A 578-nucleotide genomic window follows, 5' to 3' on the forward strand; every position below is an offset into this window, starting at 1 on the left:
CCGGCGTCGGCGACCCCTACTTCCCGCTCGCCGGGAACGGCGGCTACCACGTCGACCACTACGGCCTGACCCTCCGTTACGACCCTGCCACCCGGCACCTCGACGGCAAAGCCGTCCTCACCGCCCGCGCCACCCAGGCCCTGACCCGGTTCGACCTCGACCTGAACGGCCTGAAGGTCACCGCCCTGACCGTCGACCACGTCAAGGCCGGACACCGCCGCGACGGCCAGGAACTCGTCGTCACCCCGCGCCGCGCCCTGCGCAGGGCGCCATGACCTGGTTCCCGGCGAACAACCACCCCACGGACAAGTCCTCGTACGACTTCGCCATCACCGTCCCCGAGGGCCGCACGGCCGTCGCCAACGGCGTCCTCCTCGGCAGGCGGACCGCGCACGGCAGGACCACCTACCGCTGGCGCCAGGCCGAGCCCATGGCCGCCTACCTCGCCACGGCCACCGTCGGCACCTTCCAGGTCCGGCAGTACACCACCCGCGACGGCGTCAAGGACCACGACGCCGTCGCGGGTGGTGTACTGCCGGACCTGGAAGGTGCCGACGGTGGCCGTGGCGAGGTAGGCG

At 72.5% G+C, this 578-nt stretch carries 1 pseudogene; it reads left to right on the plus strand.

The features are described from left to right. Positions 1–578, plus strand: a pseudogene (locus tag BZL64_RS35630) (gluzincin family metallopeptidase); the annotation flags it as partial.

The sequence above is a fragment of the Streptomyces bobili genome (assembly GCF_002154575.1).
Classification (GTDB): Bacteria; Actinomycetota; Actinomycetes; order Streptomycetales; family Streptomycetaceae; genus Streptomyces; species Streptomyces bobili.